Source organism: Streptomyces sp. AK02-01A, assembly GCF_033795305.1.
GTDB lineage: Bacteria > Actinomycetota > Actinomycetes > Streptomycetales > Streptomycetaceae > Streptomyces.
Genome location: NZ_JARBAE010000021.1, coordinates 76,622 through 91,739, shown reverse-complemented (window position 1 = coordinate 91,739; position 15,118 = coordinate 76,622). Strand labels below are relative to the sequence as shown.

General features: G+C 68.5%; 9 protein-coding genes and 1 riboswitch. Of the genes, 3 read left to right on the top strand and 6 right to left on the bottom strand.

Annotated features, from left to right (window positions below):
* The 5 genes from PV679_RS20455 to hisC all read right to left on the bottom strand — a co-directional run bounded on the left by PV679_RS20455 (window position 1) and on the right by hisC (window position 9,170).
* Window positions 1-1,707 carry a GAF domain-containing sensor histidine kinase gene (locus PV679_RS20455; RefSeq protein WP_319681773.1) on the bottom strand — a complete coding sequence of 569 codons (1,707 nt, stop codon included), beginning with the start codon at window positions 1,705-1,707 and terminating at the stop codon, window positions 1-3.
* A 20-nt stretch (window positions 1,708-1,727) separates the two neighbouring features.
* A complete protein-coding gene (cydD, locus tag PV679_RS20450) occupies window positions 1,728-5,258 on the bottom strand; it encodes a thiol reductant ABC exporter subunit CydD (RefSeq protein ID WP_319681772.1) in 3,531 nt (1,176 codons plus the stop codon).
* A gap of 48 nt (window positions 5,259-5,306) precedes the next feature.
* On the bottom strand, window positions 5,307-6,305 hold the full coding sequence (cydB, locus tag PV679_RS20445; RefSeq protein ID WP_319681771.1) for a cytochrome d ubiquinol oxidase subunit II: 999 nt from the start codon (window positions 6,303-6,305) through the stop codon (window positions 5,307-5,309).
* A 14-nt stretch (window positions 6,306-6,319) separates the two neighbouring features.
* A complete protein-coding gene (locus PV679_RS20440; RefSeq protein ID WP_319681770.1) occupies window positions 6,320-7,828 on the bottom strand; it encodes a cytochrome ubiquinol oxidase subunit I in 1,509 nt (502 codons plus the stop codon).
* A gap of 262 nt (window positions 7,829-8,090) precedes the next feature.
* Complete coding sequence (gene hisC, locus PV679_RS20435) at window positions 8,091-9,170, bottom strand: histidinol-phosphate transaminase (protein ID WP_319681769.1); 1,080 nt, start codon at window positions 9,168-9,170, stop codon at window positions 8,091-8,093.
* A 400-nt stretch (window positions 9,171-9,570) separates the two neighbouring features.
* Here hisC and PV679_RS20430 point away from each other — a divergent pair, with 400 nt between their 5' ends.
* The 3 genes from PV679_RS20430 to PV679_RS20420 all read left to right on the top strand — a co-directional run bounded on the left by PV679_RS20430 (window position 9,571) and on the right by PV679_RS20420 (window position 13,022).
* On the top strand, window positions 9,571-10,683 hold the full coding sequence (locus PV679_RS20430; protein WP_319681768.1) for a LacI family DNA-binding transcriptional regulator: 1,113 nt from the start codon (window positions 9,571-9,573) through the stop codon (window positions 10,681-10,683).
* 251 nt (window positions 10,684-10,934) lie between these two features.
* Window positions 10,935-12,047 carry a metallophosphoesterase gene (locus tag PV679_RS20425; protein WP_416069761.1) on the top strand — a complete coding sequence of 371 codons (1,113 nt, stop codon included), beginning with the start codon at window positions 10,935-10,937 and terminating at the stop codon, window positions 12,045-12,047.
* Window positions 12,048-12,194: 147 nt separating this feature from the next.
* Entirely contained in the window at window positions 12,195-13,022 is an 828-nt protein-coding gene (locus tag PV679_RS20420; RefSeq protein WP_319681766.1) for a hypothetical protein, read from the top strand.
* A gap of 138 nt (window positions 13,023-13,160) precedes the next feature.
* Here PV679_RS20420 and thiC read toward each other — a convergent pair whose 3' ends face one another.
* A complete protein-coding gene (gene thiC, locus PV679_RS20415; protein WP_319681765.1) occupies window positions 13,161-14,948 on the bottom strand; it encodes a phosphomethylpyrimidine synthase ThiC in 1,788 nt (595 codons plus the stop codon).
* Window positions 14,941-15,085: riboswitch (TPP riboswitch) on the bottom strand. It overlaps the preceding gene by 8 nt.
* Window positions 15,086-15,118 lie beyond the last annotated feature (33 nt).

Sequence of the window (15,118 nt, the reverse complement as noted above, 5' to 3'; positions counted from 1 at the left end):
TCAGAGCGGGGCCTGCCAGATCACCGTCGTGCCGCCTCTGCTCTCGCCCAGTCCCGGCCCACAGGTGCTGGATCCGCCGAGCGACTCGGCCCGTCTTCGCAGATTGCGCAGCCCGCTGCGGCGCCCGCCGTGCGGGATGCCCACACCGTCGTCGGCGACCAACAGCCGGACCGCGGCCCTGCCGTCCGAAAACCTGATGGTGGCGTCGACCACGACTTCGATACGGGTGGCGTGCGCGTGCCGGAAGGCATTCGAGAGCGCCTCGCGGAGCGCGGCGATCAGATTCCTCCCGACGAGTTCACCGACACCGGAGTCGACCGGTCCCACGAAACGGTGAGAGGGAGTGAATCCCAGCGGCACCGCGGCCATATTGATCTCCCGCAGGACGCGGGTGCGCAATCCGGCCGGCGCCTCGGCCGGTCCCTGCCGCAGCGCGAAGATGGCGGTACGGATCTCCTGGATCGTCACGTCCAGTTCGCCGACCGCCTTCTCGATGCCCTGGCTCACCTCGGCCTCGACCGGTCCGCGCTGGGCGCTCTCCAGCATCATCCCGGTGGCGAACAACCGCTGGATCACCAAGTCGTGGAGATCGCGGGCGATCCGGTCCCGGTCCTCCAGGACCGCCAGCCGCTCCCGGTCGCGCTGCGCCTCGGCCATCATCAGCGCCAGCGCCGCCTGTGCGGCGAACTGGGTCGCCAGGGTGCGTTCCGTCGTACTGAAGCGGCGTCCGCCAGGCGGACGAGGCGTCGCGAGCACACCGAGCACCCGGCCGTCGGTGCGCAGCGGCAGCAGCATGCACGGGCCGAAGCTCAGGGCCAGATCCGTGATCACACGCGGGTCGGAGGCGCTGTCGTCCACGAAGACGGATTCGCCGGCGAGCAGGGACGCCACGGCGGGGCTCTCCGCCGGAATGACCGTGCCCAGCTTGATGGCCGGATGATCGGCGGAGACGGCCACGATCTCCAGACCGTGATCCGCCGTGCTCAGCAGCACCACACCGACGACCGAGTCAGCCAGTCTGCGGGCATGCTCCGCGACGACCGACAGGGCACCGCCGGCGTCGCCACCGGAGAGCAGTGCGGTGGTGACCGCGACCGAGCCGTCGATCCACCGCTCGCGCTGCCGGGCCGCCTCGTAGAGACGGGCGTTGCCGATGACGATGCCCGCCTCGGTGGCGAGCACTCGCGCCATGTGCAGGTCGTAGTCGTCGAATTCGCGTCCGTCCGACTTCTCGGACAGGTAGAGGTTGCCGAAGATCTCGTCATGGACGCGGATGGGTACGCCGAGGAACGTCCTCATCGGCGGATGACCCGGCGGAAATCCGACGGCGCGCGGATCGGCCGTCACATCGGACAGCAGGAGAGGGTCGGGATGGTGGAGCAGCGCGCCGAGCAGACCGCTGTGCCCGTCGGGCTGATGGCCGATCCGCCGGGCCACGTCCTCGTCGACTCCGTAGGTCACCAGCTCGGAGAGTCCCTCGCCCGCCTCGTCGACAACGCCGATCGCGGCGTAGCGGGCGTCGCCGAGGCCGGCCGCGGTCTGGCAGATCCGCTCCAGTGTGGCGTGCAGCTCCTGGCCCGCACCGGCGGAGCGCATGGCCTCCAGCAGTTGCGGCACCTGCGAGGTGTTTTCGGTGGACAGCCCCCGGAGGCCATGGGCCGCCCGGGTGCCGGGCTCGAAGGAATCCGGAGATTCGGACACTTTCATGACATTGAGACTAGTAAGCCCTATTTGATAGGGAAAGTCGGCTGCCGGGCGTCAAGGAGATCACTGGCGCGTTCGCGTTCCAGCATCCGTCGCAGCGGTCCCTCGTCGGCGACCAGCTCGTCATACGGTCCGCGCTGCACCGACCGGCCCTGCTCCAGCACGATCACCTCGTCGACCGCGTCCAGTCCCCGCAGACGGTGGGTGATCAGCAATGTCGTCCTTCCTTCTGTCGCCTCCAGCAGATCGGCGGTCAGCGCGTCCGCCGTCGCCAGGTCCAGATGCTCGGCCGGTTCGTCCAGGACCAGCACGGGGAAGTCGGCGAGAAGCGCGCGGGCCAGCGCCAGGCGCTGCCGCTGGCCGCCGGAGAGCTGAGCGCCGTGTTCTCCGACGAGCGTGTCGAGGCCGGCGGGCAGGGCGTCGACCCAGTCGAGCAGCCGGGCCCGGCCCAGAGCGTCACGCAGCTCGTCCTCGGTCGCGTCCGTACGGGCGAGCCGGAGGTTCTCCCGTACGGAACTGTCGAAGAGGTGCGCGTCCTGGGCGCACAGTCCGACAAAGCGCCGGACCGTGTCCCCGTCGAGCTCGGCCGTGTCCGTCCCGCCGAGGCGGCAGGTGCCCTCTCGCGCGTCGAGGAAGCGCAGCAGAACCTGAGCGAGCGTGGTCTTGCCCGAGCCCGAGGGCCCGACGACGGCGACCCGTTTCCCGGCGGTCAGCGTCAGATCGAAGGCGCTGAGCGCGTCCTGCCGCTGCCCGGCGTACCGAGCGGACAGCCGCCGTACCTCCAGCGGGAAGGGCGACGCGGGAGCGGCGGCCGGCCGGTCCGGTTCCTGTACGGGGACGGAGGCGTCGAGCACCTCGTACACCCGCTCCGCGCTGCGCCTGGCCCGCTGCCGGTACCGCACGGCGAGCGGCAGGCCGGTGACCGCTTCGAACGCGGCCAGCGGCGTCAGCACGACAACGGCCAGCTCGATGCCCGCGAGCCGTCCTTCATGGACGGCTCCCACGCCCACGGCCGCGGCGGCGGCCACCGTCAGGCCGCAGACGAGCGCGGAGAGGCCGCCGCCGAGCGCGTTGGCGGTAGCGCCTCGCGAGGCGATGGCCGTCAGTGTCGCGTCGGCCTCGCACATCCGGCGCATCCGGTCCTTCAGCGCGCCGGTGACAGTCAATTCCGCGGTGCCTCTGAGCAGATCGGCGACCAGGCTCGCCAGTACCCCGCGCGCCGGGGCCAGTCGCCGCTCCGCCCGGCGGGCGCACACGCCGCTCACCAGCGGTGCGCCCACTCCGGCGGCGAGCAGTCCGGCGGCCAGCACGGCTCCCGCTTCGGGCAGCAGCCACCCGGTGAATCCGACGGCGCCCGCTCCGACGAGTACGGCGGTGCCGACGGGCAGCAGCCACCGGAGCCAGTAGTCCTGGAGTTCGTCCACATCGGCGACAAGCCGGGACAGAAGGTCTCCGCGCCTGGTCTCGCGCAGCCCGGCGGGCGCGATGCGCTCCAGCCGCCGGTATACGGAGACCCTGAGTGCGGCGAGCATTCTGAGCACCGCGTCGTGCGACACGATCCGCTCGGCGTACCGGAAGACGGCCCGGCCGATGCCGAAGGCGCGGGTCGCCGTCACAGCGACCATCAGATAGAGAACGGGCGGCTGCTCGGACGCGCGCGAGATGAGCCAGCCGGACACCGCCATGAGGCCGACGGCGGAGCCGAGTGCGCAGCTTCCGAGCACCAGTGCCAGGCCGAAGCGGCCGCGCAGCGTCCCGGCGGCCGCGCGAATCCGCGCGAGAGGATCCCGTGGCGGCGCGGGCCGGTCGGGACCGGTGGCCGCGGCCGCGTCGTCGCCGAGGACGAGCTCCCGCGCGGGACCGGACGGCCCGACCGGGACCGTCGGCCCGTGCGTGCGCTCCTTCCGCTCGCGAGGCTCCTTCCGTTCCGGCAGAGCGATCACCCGGTCCGCCACCGCGAGCAGCGCCGGCCGGTGGACGACCAGCACCACGGTGCGGCCCGCCGCGAGTCGTCGTACGGCGTTTACGATGCCGGCCTCCGTCTCACCGTCGAGCGCCGCGGTGGGTTCGTCCAGCAGCAGCAACGGCCGGTCGGCCAGGAAGGCCCGTGCCAGCGCGAGGCGTTGGCGCTGTCCCGCGGAGAGACCCGAACCGTCCTCGCCGAGCGCGGTGTCCATGCCCTGCGGGAGCGCCGCCACGAAGTCCTGCGCTCCCGCGTCCCTCAGTGCCTTCCGTACCGCCGCGTCGTCCGCGTCCGGCCGGGCCAGGCGTATGTTCTCCGCGATCGTCCCCGCGAAGAGATACGGCCGCTGCGGGACCCATGCGATCCGGTCCCGCCAGCGGTCCAGGTCGAGGGAGGACAGATCCCGGCCGTCGACCCGTACCCGGCCCTCGTCCGGCACGGCGAACCCGAGCAGCACATTGAGCAGGGTGGATTTCCCGACCCCGCTGGGGCCGACCAGAGCGACCGTCTCGCCTGGCTCGACCGTCAGTGTGGCGGCGTCCAGCGACGGTTCCGCACGCCCGTCATGGCGGACCGTCACACCGTCCAGCTCCAGGCGCGGTACGTCCGGCACCTCGCCCGTACCGTTCGCCGGAGGCTCGGTCTCCAGGACGGTGAAGATCTCCTCCGCGGCGGAGAGTCCCTCGGCCGCCGCGTGGTACTGCGCTCCCACCTGCCGGAGCGGCAGATATGCCTCGGGCGCGAGGATCAGCACCACCAGTCCGGTGTACAGATCAAGATCTCCATGGACGAGGCGCATCCCGATGCCGACCGCGACCAGCGCCACCGACAGCGTCGAGAGCAGTTCCAGCGCGAACGACGACAGAAAGGCGATGCGCAAGGTGCGCAGGGTCGCCTTCCGGTACTCCGAGGTGATCTCGCGGATCGACTCGGCCTGCGCCTTGGCCCGTCCGAAGACCTTGAGCGTCGGCAGCCCGGCCACCACATCCAGGAAGTGGCCCGACAGCCGTGACAGCAGCCGCCACTGACGGTCCATCCGCGTCTGGGTGGCCCAGCCGATCAGCACCATGAACAGCGGAATCAGCGGCAGGGTCAGCACGATGACCGCCGCCGAGACCCAGTCCTCGGTGACAATCCGCGCCAGCACCGCCACCGGCACCACGACCGCCAGGCCCAGTTGCGGCAGATAGCGCGCGAAGTAGTCGTCCAGCGCGTCGACCCCTCGGGTGGCGAGAGTGACCAGCGAACCGGTCCGCTGTCCGCTCAGCCACCCGGGACCCAGTTCGGCCGCGCGTGCCAGCAGCCGCTCACGCAGTTCGGACTTGACCGCGGCGCTCGCACGGTGCGCGGCCAGTTCGGTCAGCCAGGAGACCAGACCGCGCCCGACGGCGACCGCGCCCAGCAGGAGCAGAGGAGTGCGCAGTTCCGAGCCGTCGAATCCACGCTGGAAGGCGCCCATCACCACGTCGGCGATCAGCATCGCCTGAGCGATCACCAGCCCGGCGCCGGCCAGCCCGAGAGCCACCACGGCCACCAGGAAAAAACGAGTGGCCCGGGCGTACCGGAGTAGACGCGGGTCGATTGGTTTCACGTGAAACACCCACTCCTTGTCCTGCGTCCCACCGGACGCGCACAACGGTTACGCGTCAGCGATGTGCTGTGTACCGATCCGCTTGCGGAACACCCAGTACGTCCAGCCCTGGTAGAGCAGCACGACGGGTGTCGCGATACCCGCGCACCACGTCATGATCTTCAAGGTGTACGGGGTCGACGAGGCGTTCGTGACCGTGAGGTTCCACTGCTCGTTCAGCGAGGACGGCATGACATTCGGGAAGAGCGTCAGGAAGAGCATCGCCACCACGGCCACGATCGTCACCCCGGAGAGGGCGAACGACCAGCCTTCGCGGCCCGCCACGACGGCCCCGATCGCACCGGCCAGCGCCGCCACCGCGATGATCATCGCGACCAGGCTCTTGGCGTCTCCGTTGTCCGCCTGGGTCCAGAGCAGAAAGCCGAGCGCCAGTAGTGCGGTGACCGCTCCCAGGGTGAGCGCCAGCTTCCTGGCCCGTACCCGGATGTCTCCCACCGTCTTGAGCGCGGCGAACACGGTGCCGTGGAAGGTGAAGAGGGCCAGGGTCACCAGCCCGCCCAGGATCGCGTACGGATTGAGCAGATCCCCGAGATCGCCGACGTATTCCTTCTGCGCGTCGATCTTCACGCCGCGCACGATATTGCCGAAGGCGACACCCCACAGCACGGCCGGCAGCAGCGAGGTCCAGAAGATGGCGTGTTCCCAGTTGCGCTGCCAGTTCTCCTCGGGCCGCTTGGCCCGGTATTCGAAGGCGACACCGCGCACGATCAGGCAGACCAGGATGAGCAGCAGCGGCAGATAGAAGCCGGAGAAGAGGGTGGCGTACCACTCCGGGAAGGCGGCGAAGGTCGCTCCGCCCGCGGACAGCAGCCAGACCTCGTTGCCGTCCCAGACCGGCCCGATGGTGTTGATGAGAACGCGCCGTTCCTTGCGGTCGCGGGCGAGCAGTTTGGTGAGGATTCCGATGCCGAAGTCGAATCCTTCGAGGAAGAAGTAGCCGGTCCACAGGACGGCGATCAGGACGAACCAGACGTCATGGAGTTCCATAGCTCCTCAAGTCCTCAGTACGAGAAGGCCATCGGCCGGTCGGCGTCCGTCTGGTCGCCGCCGATCTTTGTGGGCGGATTGAGGTCGGCGTCCGTGAGCTCGGGCGGCCCGGCCTTGACGTACTTCACCAGCAGCTTGACCTCGATGACCGCGAGGACCGCGTACAGCAGGGTGAAGACGATCATCGAGGTGAGTACCTCCGCCTGGGAGACACCGGGAGAGACCGCGTCGGCCGTGCGCAGCACTCCGTACACGACCCATGGCTGGCGTCCGGTCTCGGTGAAGATCCAGCCCCACGAATTCGCTATCAGCGGGAAGAGCAGTGTCCAGAGGGCCGTGATCCAGTACCACTTGGCGAGCTTCGGACTGAGCGCCTTGCTTCTGAAGAGCACCAGATGCGGTACCTCGTCCTCGCCCGTCCGCAGCGCCGGTGGCAGCAGGAATTTCCTGCGGGTGAGCCAGAGCCCGAGCAGGCCGATGGCGAGGGAGGTCATGCCGAAGCCGATCATCCAGCGGAAGCCCCAATAGGCGACGGGGATATTGGGGCGGTAGTCGCCGGGACCGAACTTCTGCTGCTCGGCCTTGTTGACGTCGTTGATACCGGGGACGTACGAGCTGAAGTCGTCGTTGGCGAGGAAGGACAGCACACCGGGGATCTCGATGGCGACGCTGTTGTGGCCCTTCTCGACATCTCCGTAGGCGAACACGGAGAACGGCGCGGGCGCCTCGCCGTCCCACAGCGCTTCCGCCGCGGCCATCTTCATCGGCTGCTGCTTGAACATGACCTTGCCCAGGAAGTCACCGCTGACGGCGGTGAGCAGTCCCGCGATCACGACGGTGACCAGGCCGAGCCGCAGCGATGTCCGCATCACCGGGATGTGCTTCTTGCGGGCCAGATGGAAGGCCGCTATCCCGACCATGAAGGCGCCGCCGACGAGAAAGGCCGCGGTCAGGGTGTGGAAGAACTGGGTCAGTGCGGTGTTCTGGGTGAGTACCGCCCAGAAGTCGGTGAGTTCGGCCCGTCCGGCCTTCTCGTTGATCCGGAAGCCGACCGGATGCTGCATCCAGGAGTTGGCCGCCAGGATGAAGTAGGCGGAGAGGATCGTGCCGATCGAGACCATCCACATGCAGGCCAGATGGATCTTTTTCGGCAGCTTGTCCCAGCCGAAGATCCACAGGCCGATGAAGGTGGATTCGAAGAAGAAGGCGATCAGCGCCTCGAAGGCGAGCGGGGCGCCGAAGATGTCGCCGACGAATCGCGAGTAGTCGGACCAGTTCATTCCGAACTGGAACTCCTGCACGATGCCGGTGACGACACCCATCGCGATATTGATCAGAAAGAGCTTGCCCCAGAACTTCGTGGCCTTGAGGTACTTGGGATTCTCTGTACGGACCCACGCGGTCTGCAGCCCCGCCGTCAGCGCGGCGAGCGAGATCGTCAGTGGGACGAAGAGGAAGTGGTAGACGGTGGTGATGCCGAACTGCCAGCGCGCCAGGGTCTCCGGCGCCAGAGCAAGTTCCACGTCATCTCTCCTTACGTCGCCGTGTCCACAGGCGATTCGCCCTTTTCATCCCGGATGTATCGCCAGGAATCGGGACGCGCTTGTGAACGCGTTCACATTCACAAGCATTATGTCGCACACCCTTCCGGATCTTTGTGCGGGGGGGGTGCCTCAGGACATGCCACCGGCCGTCCGGGCCCAGGGCCTTCGTTCACGAGGCCCGAGGGGCGGCCTCGAAGAGACCGCCCCTGACCGCCTACACCCCGGCTCGGCTCCGGCCGGTCTACAGCTCCTTGCGGAACGCCTCGGCGGCCGCCAGGAAGATGTCGTTGGCCTCGGGCTCGCCGATGGTGACCCGCACGCCCTCATTCACGAAGGGCCGCACCACCACACCGGCCGCCTCACAGGCCGCCGCGAAATCGAGCGTGCGCTCCCCGAGCCGGAGCCAGACGAAATTGGCCTGCGTCTCGGGCACGGTCCAGCCCTGGCCCGCCAGGCCCTCGTGGACCCGCTGCCGCTCCGTCACCAGCGAGCCGACCCGCTCCAGCAGCGCGTCCTCGGCGTGCAGCGAGGCGACCGCCGCCTCCTGAGCGATCTGGCTCACACCGAAAGGCACCGCGGTCTTGCGCAGCGCATCGGCCACCGGCTCGCGTGCGATCGCGAAACCGACTCGCAGACCGGCCAGCCCGTATGCCTTGGAGAAGGTACGCAGCACGGCGACATTCGGACGGTCACGGTAGATGTCGACCCCGTCCGGCACCTCGGCGTCACGGTTGAACTCGCGGTACGCCTCGTCCAGCACCACCAGCACATCGTCGGGCACCCGGTCGAGGAACCGTTCCAGCTCGGCCCGGCGCACCACCGTCCCGGTCGGATTGTTGGGGTTGCAGACGAAGATCAGCCGGGTCCGGTCGGTGATCGCCCCGGCCATGGCGTCCAGATCGTGCACTTCCGCCGTGGTCAGCGGCACCCTTATGGACGCCGCGCCCGAGATCTGAGTGATGATCGGGTACGCCTCGAAGGAGCGCCAGGCGTAGATGACCTCGTCACCGGGGCCCGCGGTGGCCTGCAGCAACTGCTGGGCGACTCCCACCGACCCGGTGCCGGTGGCCAGGTGCGACGCCGGCACCTCGAAGCGTTCGGCCAGTTCGTTGATCAGGCCGGTGCAGGCCATGTCCGGATAGCGGTTGAACACCCCGGCGGCCGAGATCGCCTGCTCCATCACGCCGGGCAGCGGCGGATACGGGTTCTCGTTGGACGACAGCTTGTACGCGACAGGCCCGCCGGACGCCGCCGGCTTGCCCGGCCTGTACAAGGGGATGCCGTCCAGCTCGGCGCGCAGCTTGGGGCTCGTATCGCTCACCGCAGGTCCTCCTCGGCCGTTCACGGGTCCATGCACTTCAATACTGCTCACCCTATGAGGATTCGCGGCCCCTGCGAATGGCCGGCGCCGAGGATTGAGCGACACCGCGGAAGACACCGGGGAAAGCGCGGCGCCGAGCGAGGGGCGCTCGCTCTTCTCGCGGGCGCCGGTGGCACGCGCCGTGGCGCGCGTCCCTCGTAGAGGTGAGTTGAGACCTCTTCGAAACATGGACCTATCGACAGGTCCACACCCCTCGACGCATGGCAGAACATAGCTACACCCCGCAACCCCGTCGAATTCCAAGGCCGCTAGGCACTTTCGATCATGCAGAAACGTGCCTGCCACCAGGTGAATGTGTGACCGTCCCAACCGCCCGCCCGAGCCCTACTATCGGCTCGCCATGACAGCAGCAGGGAAACACCAGGTGAGCCGGACGGACACAACGCGCCGGGGAAGCCGGCAAGGTCGGGCGGGCATCCGGGACGTTGCCGCCGCCGCCGGTGTCTCCATCACGACTGTCTCGGACGCGCTCAACGGCAAGGGGCGGTTACCCGACGCCACCCGCCGCCATGTCCGAGAAGTCGCAGAGCGCCTCGGCTACCGGCCGTCCGCGGCGGCCCGAACCCTCCGTACCGGCAAATCGGGGCTCATCGGCCTCACCGTGACGACGTACGGGGATGAACCTTTCACCTTCACCGAGTTCGCCTACTTCGCCGAGATGGCCAGGGCCGCGACCTCCGCCGCGCTCGCCCGTGGCTACGCCCTCGTCATCCTCCCCGCCACATCCCGCCATGACGTCTGGTCGAATGTCGCACTCGACGGAACCGTCGTCATCGACCCGTCCGACCACGACCCCGTCGTCACCGAACTCGTCCGCCAGGGCCTGCCCGTCGTCTCCGACGGCCGGCCCGCCGGCACCCTTCCCGTCACCGCCTGGGTCGACAACGACCACGAAGCGGCCGTCCTCGATCTGCTCGACCACCTCGCCGCCGCCGGGGCCCGCCGGATCGGCCTGCTCACCGGCACCACCACGGACACCTACACCCGGCTCTCCACCACCGCGTATCTGCGCTGGTGCGAACGCGTCGGCCAGGACCCGGTCTACGAGTCCTATCCCGCCCACGACCCGTGTGCCGGGGCCGTCGCCGCCGACCGGCTCCTGGCCCGTCCCGACCGCCCCGACGCCGTCTACGGGCTCTTCGACCCCAATGGCACCGATCTGCTCGCCGCCGCCCGGCGGTACGGACTGCGCGTACCCGAGGATCTGCTGCTGGTCTGCTGCAGCGAGTCCACCGTCTACGCCTCCACCGAACCGCCCATCACGACGCTCTCGCTCAAACCGCGCCGTATCGGCACCGCCGTCGTCCAGCTCCTCATCGACGCCATCGAGGGCATCGAAACCGACGGGCCGGTCGAGCAGGTGATACCGACCGAACTGATCGTCCGGACCTCCTCCCAACGGCGCCCGCCACGCACCACGGTCAGCGCCCCGAGGTCCCCCGCGAGCGACTGAGCGGCGCCCCGGGGGAGTCACAGCCCTCCCCCGGGCGCCCCACCGAAGGCCCAGACCTTTCTCATTTCGGGCGATCGGCGTTAAAACAGCCGGTGAACCACAAGTGCAATCGGATTCACCACCCCTGGTGCGTCACACAGGAGGAGCGGCGTTCCTATGATGGGCGCACGACACCACGGACCTTCCCTTACCTCCGATGGGCTCAGCCCCATCCGACCAGGCGGGCCTGAGAGGTGTACGGCGGCGCGACGGTGGTGGAGGGGTCGATGACACAGGGGGCCGGCCAGGGACCCGCGGTGCGGACGGCGACGTTGCGCGACTTCCGCGTCCCGCCGTACGCACAGGTTCCCGTGCAGTCCGGGCAGCCCGAGCAGTCCGTCCCGGCGACCGGCAGCCTGTCCGGGCATCCCGGCAACGCGATCCCGGACGACGAACTGCCCGAGGGTTACACACCAACCGAACGCGATCTCCCGGTGATCAACGTAGAAGACACCGTCCAGGTACACCTCGCGGCCGAGTCGGCCGGACCCGGCGGCCTCGGACCTCTCTATGTCGTCGGCGACGTCCACGGCTATCTCGACGAACTCCTCGGCTCCCTGGCCGAACAGGGCCTCGTCGATCCCGAGGGCCACTGGGCGGCGGGCACCGCCCGCCTCTGGTTCCTCGGCGACTTCACCGACCGCGGCCCCGACGGCATCGGCGTCATCGATCTCGTCATGCGGCTCTCCGCGGAGGCCGCCGCGGCCGGCGGCTACTGCAAGGCCCTGATGGGCAATCATGAACTCCTGTTCATCGGCGCCAAGCGGTTCGGCGACACACCCGTCAACTCCGGCGCGGGCACTGCCACTTTCCAGGCCGCCTGGCTGCTCAACGGCGGTCAGAGAGCCGACATGGAACGCCTGCAGGATGTCCATCTGCAATGGATGTCGCGGCTCGACGCGGTGGTCGAGGAGGACGGACACCTCTTCATGCACTCCGACACAACCGCGTATCTGGACTACGGATCCACCATCGAGGACGTCAACGACACCGTCCATCAGATCCTCACCCGCAATGACGCCGACGAATGCTGGGATTTGTTCCGCAAGCTCACCAAGCGCTTCGCGTTCCGTGACGAGGGCGGCCCACAAGCCGTGCAGGAACTGCTCTCCCAGTACGGCGGAGAGCGCGTCGTCCACGGCCACAGCCCCATTCCCTATCTGCTCGGCGAAGTCGGCACCGAGGAAGCCTCGGAAGGCGAAGAGGACAGGGGACCAGTGGTGGAAGGGCCACACGTATATGCCGACGGCCTTGCCATCGCGATGGACGGCGGAGTGACCATGGCAGGAAAACTGCTGGTGGTCCAGCTTCCTCTGCACAACTGAAACAACGCGCGGCAGGTGATTTACGCAAACCCCCTGTCACCTCACGCCAAAACAGCTCTACCATCGGCTTATCCGTAGCAGGCTCTCCTCCGCTTTCGCCAACTGCCCGCTACACGTGGGCCGACCGGCCCTACGGAGCATCGGGGGATGCACATGAAAAGCGCTCCGCACCTGCTGAGCGAGGATCGCGTGGATTTCGAGCGGATCCTCGACGACGCGCTGCGCAACGCACACGACCGACCGGATCTCGCCGTGGCCGGGAAGCGGCTCAACACCGAGCAGCTACGCACCATGGCCCTGAACGCCACGGCACTGATAACCACGGCCGCCGCAGCCGAGTACGAGCACTACACCGGTGTGCGCGAGGAGTTCCGTACACCTGCCTCGCCGGACTCCGTCCGCGGTTCCGTCCTCGACCCCGCCGAGGGTCGCGCGACCGCTTCCGGTGCGGGGCTCATGGCCGTCATCACCGTCCTGGTCCCGGTCCTCGGAGGTACCGCCGCGGCGATCTTCCTGCTCGTCGGCTATCTCCTCAAAGCACTCAGCCCACCGCCCGCCTTCGCCGACACCCTGCTCGCCGTCGGCTGGTTCTTCGGCGTCGTCACCGCGATCGGCATCCTGGCGGCCGCGGTAGGTCTGCTGATCACAGCCATGCGCAACAGTGCCACCCAGCTCCCGGCGGAGGAGTCGGACGGCGAGCTGCCGGACGAGGTGGCTCGCGCGAGAGAAGCCTGGCGACACGCTCTGCTGGAGCGCGGCGTTCTGCCGTTTTTGCGGGCCGCTCTGGCCGATCCGAGCGCCGACCCGGCCGCACCGGGCCCGCCCCGCGCGGTGCGGCCTCTTCCCAAGGTCGGCTACAGCCGGCCCGACTTCAGCAGCCCGGACGAAGGCTCCACCACCGGCCGGCGTCCGTCCTTCACCAGCCCGGACTTCACCAGCCCCGATTTCGGCGGACCGGAACACAAGCCGGAGTAGCGACTCCGGCTCGCGGTTCGCCATCGACCACGGCCGGTCCGAGACCCGCGCTCTCACCGGCTCACACAACAGACGCCGTGCCTCCGGCCCGCTGTGGCGCGGGCCGGAGGCACCCGTGGTGCCGGAAAAGGGCAGGCGCTACTCCGCCAGCGGCAGATACACCCGGTTGCCGGCCGCGGCGAACTCCTTGGACTTCTCGGCCATACCGGCCTCGATCTCGGCGCTCTGCATATCACCGCCGTGCCGGGCCCTGATGTCCTGCGAGATCTTCATCGAGCAGAATTTGGGACCGCACATCGAGCAGAAGTGCGCGGTCTTCGCCGGTTCGGCCGGGAGGGTCTCGTCATGGAACTCCCTGGCCGTGTCCGGGTCGAGAGCCAGATTGAACTGGTCCTCCCAGCGGAACTCGAAGCGGGCGTCGGAGAGGGCGTCGTCCCAGTCCTGCGCGCCCGGGTGGCCCTTGGCGAGATCCGCCGCATGCGCCGCGATCTTGTAGGTGATGACGCCCGTCTTGACGTCGTCACGGTCCGGCAGCCCGAGGTGCTCCTTGGGAGTCACGTAGCAGAGCATCGCCGTGCCCCACCAGGCGATCATCGCCGCACCGATGCCGGAGGTGATGTGGTCGTACGCCGGGGCCACATCGGTCGTCAGCGGACCGAGTGTGTAGAACGGCGCCTCCTCGCAGATCTCCTGCTGGAGGTCGATGTTCTCCTTGATCTTGTGCATCGGGACATGGCCCGGGCCTTCGATCATCGTCTGTACGCCCAGCCGTTTGGCGACCGAGTTCAGCTCGCCCAGCGTGCGCAGCTCGGCGAACTGCGCCTCGTCGTTGGCGTCGGCGATGGAGCCGGGCCGCAGACCGTCACCGAGGGAGTACGTCACGTCGTACGACGCGAGAATCTCGCACAGCTCCTCGAAGTTCTCGTACAGGAACGACTCCCTGTGGTGCGCCAGGCACCAGGCGGCCATGATCGAGCCTCCGCGGGAGACGATGCCCGTCTTGCGGCGAGCCGTCAGCGGCACGTAACGCAGCAGCACACCGGCGTGGACCGTCATGTAGTCGACGCCCTGCTCGGCCTGCTCGATGACCGTGTCCTTGTAAATGTCCCAGGTCAGCTCCTCGGCCTTGCCATCGACCTTTTCGAGCGCCTGGTAGAGCGGCACGGTCCCGATGGGGACGGGGGAGTTGCGCAGCACCCATTCGCGCGTGGTGTGGATATTGCGGCCGGTGGAGAGGTCCATGACCGTGTCGGCGCCCCAGCGGGTCGCCCAGGTCATCTTGTCCACCTCCTCCTCGATGGAGGAGGTGACCGCGGAGTTGCCGATATTGGCGTTGACCTTCACCAGGAACCGCTTGCCGATGATCATCGGCTCGATCTCCGGGTGATTGACATTGGCGGGCAGGACGGCGCGGCCCGCGGCGATCTCCTCGCGGACGACCTCCGGTGGCACGTTCTCCCGGATCGCGACGTACTCCATCTCCGGAGTGATGTCCCCGCGACGGGCATAGGTGAGTTGCGTCACCGACTGCCCGTTCCGTGCCCGGCGCGGCTGACGGGGCCTGCCGGGAAAGACGGCGTCGAGGTTGCGCAGCCCTCCGCGCGGTGAGGTGTGCTTGAGCCCGTCGTCCTCGGGGCGAGCGGGCCGGCCCGCATACTCCTCGGTGTCGCCGCGCCCGATGATCCAGTTTTCCCGCAGTGGCACGAGACCGCGGCGTACATCGGTCTCGACGGTGGGGTCGGTGTATGGCCCCGACGTGTCGTACAGCGTCACGTCCTTGCCGTTGGTGAGGTGCACCTGGCGGACAGGCACCTGGATGTCCGGGCGCGAGCCCTGGACATATCCCTTGTGCCAGCCGATGGACCTTTCGGCCTCACTCGGATTCCCCGAGTCGGAGGCAGACGTGTGTGCGTCCTGAACGGTCATGAGACCTACTCCCTACGCCGGCATTACCCGGTAACAGGTTCAGCGGTCGGCGCAGCGCAGGTGTCCAGGGGATGTCCCCGGGACCACACAGTCAGCGCCCTCTCAGCCCGGTGCTCCGAGCTCCCGCGTGTGCAAAGGTGACTCCACGCTAGCGCTCCTCTGGGCGCGCT

Coding starts and splice junctions, on each gene's coding strand:
- PV679_RS20455 (WP_319681773.1), bottom strand. CDS start 1,707: ATGAAAGTGTCCGAATCTCCGGATTCCTTCGAGCCCGGCACCCGGGCG.
- cydB (WP_319681771.1), bottom strand. CDS start 6,305: ATGGAACTCCATGACGTCTGGTTCGTCCTGATCGCCGTCCTGTGGACC.
- PV679_RS20430 (WP_319681768.1), top strand. CDS start 9,571: ATGACAGCAGCAGGGAAACACCAGGTGAGCCGGACGGACACAACGCGC.
- PV679_RS20420 (WP_319681766.1), top strand. CDS start 12,195: ATGCACATGAAAAGCGCTCCGCACCTGCTGAGCGAGGATCGCGTGGAT.
- thiC (WP_319681765.1), bottom strand. CDS start 14,948: ATGACCGTTCAGGACGCACACACGTCTGCCTCCGACTCGGGGAATCCG.